This is a genomic window from Fusicatenibacter saccharivorans (genome assembly GCF_015557635.1).
In the GTDB taxonomy this organism is placed as follows: domain Bacteria; phylum Bacillota; class Clostridia; order Lachnospirales; family Lachnospiraceae; genus Fusicatenibacter; species Fusicatenibacter saccharivorans.
The window spans coordinates 1-4468 of record NZ_JADNOP010000034.1 but is presented as its reverse complement, the minus strand read 5'-3'; the positions used below and the strand labels follow the sequence as shown (position 1 = coordinate 4468).

6 protein-coding genes and 1 pseudogene are annotated in these 4468 nt (G+C 46.5%); all 7 read left to right on the top strand.

What is annotated here, in order from left to right; genetic code table 11:
• On the top strand, positions 1-99 hold a 99-nt coding region (locus I2G42_RS16025), incomplete at its 5' end, for a TnpV protein (RefSeq protein ID WP_195531262.1).
• A gap of 166 nt (positions 100-265) precedes the next feature.
• Entirely contained in the window at positions 266-481 is a 216-nt protein-coding gene (locus I2G42_RS16020; protein ID WP_033119795.1) for a helix-turn-helix transcriptional regulator, read from the top strand.
• Positions 468-911: a hypothetical protein gene (locus tag I2G42_RS16015; protein WP_055228418.1), complete on the top strand. Its 444-nt coding sequence runs from the start codon at positions 468-470 to the stop codon at positions 909-911. Before I2G42_RS16020 ends, I2G42_RS16015 begins: the two co-directional genes overlap by 14 nt.
• Positions 912-1273: 362 nt before the next feature.
• Positions 1274-2056 carry a helix-turn-helix domain-containing protein gene (locus I2G42_RS16010; RefSeq protein ID WP_055228419.1) on the top strand — a complete coding sequence of 261 codons (783 nt, stop codon included), beginning with the start codon at positions 1274-1276 and terminating at the stop codon, positions 2054-2056.
• A gap of 105 nt (positions 2057-2161) precedes the next feature.
• Complete coding sequence (locus I2G42_RS16005; protein ID WP_055228420.1) at positions 2162-2521, top strand: DUF3847 domain-containing protein; 360 nt, start codon at positions 2162-2164, stop codon at positions 2519-2521.
• Entirely contained in the window at positions 2487-3983 is a 1497-nt protein-coding gene (mobQ, locus tag I2G42_RS16000) for a MobQ family relaxase (protein WP_118639934.1), read from the top strand. The genes I2G42_RS16005 and mobQ overlap by 35 nt, the downstream gene beginning before the upstream one ends.
• Positions 3980-4395: pseudogene (locus I2G42_RS15995) on the top strand (AAA family ATPase); the annotation flags it as partial. The gene mobQ and the pseudogene I2G42_RS15995, both read left to right, overlap by 4 nt.
• Between the last annotated feature and the right edge of the window lie 73 nt (positions 4396-4468).

Genomic DNA, 4468 nt, shown 5'->3' with positions numbered 1-4468 from the left:
CAACTGAAAGCTGAAAATCAAATGGAATGGGTGCGTCAGATGAACGCTTGCAAGGCACAGGCAGAGGAGATTGTGAAGTTTGAGCTGATATATGATTGATACTGAGAGCGCCCGGACGAAAAATGTTTAGGCGCTCTTACTGTATGAATAAATTGTAATTTTCCCATGATAAAGAAGTAAATGTTGTAAAGGAAACTTGACAAGATGAGTGTGTCATGCTATAGTAAGTTTGTAAAGGAAACTTGTCATGCAAGGAGGCGTTTTTTTGAAGAATAAAGTTGAGCAGTTACGAAAGGAGCGAGGATTAAATCAAGATGATTTTGCAAAAATGCTTCGTGTTTCAAGACAAACCATTAGTTCAATCGAAACAGGAAAGTATAATCCATCATTGGAATTAGCTTTTGCAATTTCAGACTTTTTTGGCAAACGAATTGAAGAAATCTTTATCTATGAAAGAGGTGCAGAAAATGAAAAAGAGTAATTTGATAATCGGGATACTATATGTGCTTTTCGGCATGGCTTGTTTGATTGTTGCGCTGTTGATTGAAACAAAGTTAGAGGGCATTTTATGGGGCTTTGCGGGTGCAGGTATCTTCCCCGGAATTATGATGATATGCAAATATTTTTATTGGAGTTCCCCCAAAAATAAAGAGCGATACGAAGAGCGTTTGGAGAACGAACGAATTGAACAGCATGACGAGTTGAAAACAAAAATCAGAGATAGAGCCGGAAGATATACTTACAGCTTAGGACTGCTGGTTGTTTGTTTCTCCATTTTGGTTTTCGGTATTCTCGGAGCATTGGAAGTCATTGATAATGCTCGCATGATTGTACTCTATCTCGGCGGATATTTACTGTTTCAAGTTATCGCAGGAATTGTCATTTTTAATAAGCTGATGAAAAAGTATTAAGGAAAAATCCCTTTAGGAACTAAAGGGCGCACTTCTATACTCTCCTATCGGGAGTATGTGCGTCCTGCGGAGCTTCATTCCCAGTCAGCAGAAGAAAACTGCCCGACCGAGAATGTTTCGTCACTTCGTTCCGTCAAGGGAGCTACACTCCCTTGCGCCGCTTATGCGGCTATCCCTTGTGGACTTGCCGTCTGCAAACGGTTTTGACAAACCGTTCGCCGCCAGCAAGTTTGAAAAAGGACAGTTATGCACTGGAAAACATATCTGCAACTTGAAGTTGACAAAGTGCATTTCCCGAAAGATAGATAATGACACCTCGCTTTGGTAGAATTATGCTATCAAAACCAAAGGAGGTATCACCTATGAATTTAGGAGAAAAAATCTACAAACTCAGAAAAGAAAGAAATCTCTCACAAGAAGCACTTGCAGAGTTTGTGGGAACAACCCGACAAGCAATCAGCAAGTGGGAGAATAATCAAGGATATCCAGAAACAGAGAAACTGCTGTTGCTTTCAAATGTCTTTGAGGTATCTATTGACTTCCTACTGAAAGACGAAAAAACGGAAAGTAGCGCAGATGAAAAAGACTATTATGTAAGTAGAGAAATGGCTGTTGGCTATATCGCCAACGAGAAAAAGACTTGCAAATATTTTGGTGCCGGATTCGCCTTGTTTGCTTTAGCTGGAATACCCTACACCGTGTTTCAGACAGCGACTGCATGGAAAGTGTTGGGTATGTCCATTTGCATACTTGCAGGAATTATTGCACTTGTCACATCAGCATTTATCCCCAAAGATGAATACAAAGTTTTGAGAAAAGAGCCGTTGATTTTTGATTATGATTTTTTAAAAGGTCTTGCAAATGAATACCAGTCGCAAAAGAAAAAATATGTGATAGTGGCTATTGCCAGTACCGTTTTGTATATCGCAGGGTTGCTGTTACTTGTGTTTACGGTGCGTGGAAATACTCTGTGGAAAGATTACCATGCCTTTGCTTTTTTAGCTTTAGCAGTTGGAATATTTGGCATGGTGTTTTCTTCTGGAACGATGGCAACTTACGAAGTGTTAGTGCATAACGATAGCTACTCAAACCGCTTTTGGTTTAGGCTTAGGCGCAAAGTGCAATCAAAAATCGATAGGTGGTAACACCTGTAATTAAATACAGAAAATCAGACCGTTGACTGGTCGCACTATGCGAAAAGTTGACGGTCTTTTTTTATCCCCAAAATCAAAAATAGGAGGTCAATCACAATGACAAAACCGAAAACCCTTGACCAGCTCCGAGCCGAAAAGGAACGGGCCGAGACGCAGCTTGCACAGGAACAGCACAAGCTCAACCGTCTTGAGAACAGAAAGAAATATCTGGAGAAAGGCGAAAGGCAGAAACGCACCCATCGTCTTTGCAATCTGGACGGCACGATTGAGAGCCTTGCCCCGGAGGTCAAAGATCTCACGCGCACCGAAATGACAGAGCTGATGGAACAAATCTTTTCTTTGTCCGAAGTCCAGCGAGCCGTCCGTCACATGACGATTACCCACATCAGCCAAGCAAACAGAGAAAAGGAGTTGAAAGCCGATGGCACTATTTCATCTGAGCGTCACGCAGACTAAGCGAAGCGCAGGACAGTCCGCTATCGCTTCTGCTGCCTACCGAGCCGGGGAGCGATTGTATAGCGAGTATTACGGCGAATACAGCGACTACACCCGCAAGGGCGGCGTGATCTGCTCTGACATTCTCTTGCCGTCCCATGCACCGCCAGAATACGCAGACCGCCAAACCCTATGGAACGCCGTGGAAAAAGCCGAGCGTGGAAAGAACGCCCAGCTTGCATACAGCTTTGACATTGCCTTGCAGAATGAATTTTCCCTTGAGGAAAACATCGCTCTTGCAAGGCAATTTTTATTGGAGAACTTTGTGAGCCGTGGCATGGTGGTTGACTTCGCCGTACACCAGCCAGACCGGGAGGACGGCGGCGTACCCAATCCGCATTTTCATGTGCTTTGCCCCATCCGCCCCATCGAGCAGAACGGCAAATGGGGACTAAAGCAACGCCGGGTGTATGAGCTGGACGAGGACGGCAACCGTATCCGAGACGCAGACGGAAAGTTTGTGTTCAACGCCGTTCCCACTACCGACTGGGGCAGTCCCGAAACGCTGGAACATTGGCGTGAAGCATGGGCGGAGCTATGCAATGCCAAGTTTGCGGAAAAAGGTATTGATGTTCGTATCGACCACCGGAGCTATGAGCGTCAGGGCGTGGAGCTTTTTCCCACCGTCCATGAGGGCGCAACCGTCCAGGCAATGGAGAAGAAAGGCATACGCACCGAGAAAGGCGAGTTCAACCGCTGGATCAGAGCCACCAATGCCGTTATCCGGGACATCAAGAAGAAAATCGCTCTCCTGTTTGATTGGATTGCCGAAGCAAAAGCGGAGCTTGCCAAGCCGCAGGCACCCGACCTTGTTTCGCTGCTGAGCGCCTATTACACCCAGCGCAGAGCCGGGGCATATTCGCAGAAAGGCAAGGTCAGCAATCTAAAGGAGATGAACGAGACTTTCAATTATCTCCGGGCAAACGGCATTTACTCCCTTGAAGATTTGGAAAGCCGTGTCAGCGAACACAGTGCTGCCACAGAGAGCTTGAAGAAAACGCTGGACGAACAGACCGCCCGAATGAAAGCAATTAAGCAACTCTATGACAGCTCCGCCGCTTTCCAGAACTTGAAGCCTGTCTATGACGGCTTGCAGAAAATCAAGTTTGAGAAGCCCAGAGCCAAGTACAAGGCAGAGCATGAAGCGGAACTGATACAGTTCTACGCCGCCAGACGAAAGCTGACCGAGGAGTTCCCGGACGGCAAGGTGGATATGAAAAAGCTGTCCGACGAGTATGACGAGCTGGAACAGGCACACGAAAGCACCTACGGCGAGTTTAAGGCTGTCAGAGACGATTTACACCGCCTTTGGAAGGTCAAGTCATGTGTAGATACTGCCGCCCGATTTAACGAGCGTACAGAGGAACAAAAGCTCCAAAATCGACCCCAAACACGACAGAAAAAGGAGGAACTATCCCGATGAATTATACCCAAGCGCAGATTGACCGGGCAAATGCCGTCAGTCTGGAAGATTTTCTCCGCACACAGGGAGAGACACTGATAAAAAGCGGACGAGAATACCGCTGGAAAGAACATGACAGTCTGACCGTCCGGGGAAACAAGTGGTTTCGCCACAGCCAGAGCAAGGGCGGCTATCCCATTGATTTTGTCATAGAGTTTTACGGCAAGTCCTTTCCCGAAAGCTGACAATTATCCAGGGTAATCCCGGCGAGGGCAAGACCTACTTTGCCATGCGCCTTGCGGCGGCTTGCACCAATCGAAAGCCTTTGCCCGGTATGGAGACACTTGAACCTTTCAATATCATCTATCAGACCGCCGAGGACGGTCTGGGCGATACGGTCAAGCCCCGATTGATGGAAGCAGACGTAGCCCTTGCGCTGTAATTCTTTTTCAAGTTTTCTGCGTTCTTTCTCAGAATCCTTAAGTTCGCGGTTAAGCCGGGAAGCT

Coding starts and splice junctions, on each gene's coding strand:
- I2G42_RS16015 (WP_055228418.1), top strand. CDS start 468: ATGAAAAAGAGTAATTTGATAATCGGGATACTATATGTGCTTTTCGGC.
- I2G42_RS16010 (WP_055228419.1), top strand. CDS start 1,274: ATGAATTTAGGAGAAAAAATCTACAAACTCAGAAAAGAAAGAAATCTC.
- I2G42_RS16005 (WP_055228420.1), top strand. CDS start 2,162: ATGACAAAACCGAAAACCCTTGACCAGCTCCGAGCCGAAAAGGAACGG.
- mobQ (WP_118639934.1), top strand. CDS start 2,487: ATGGCACTATTTCATCTGAGCGTCACGCAGACTAAGCGAAGCGCAGGA.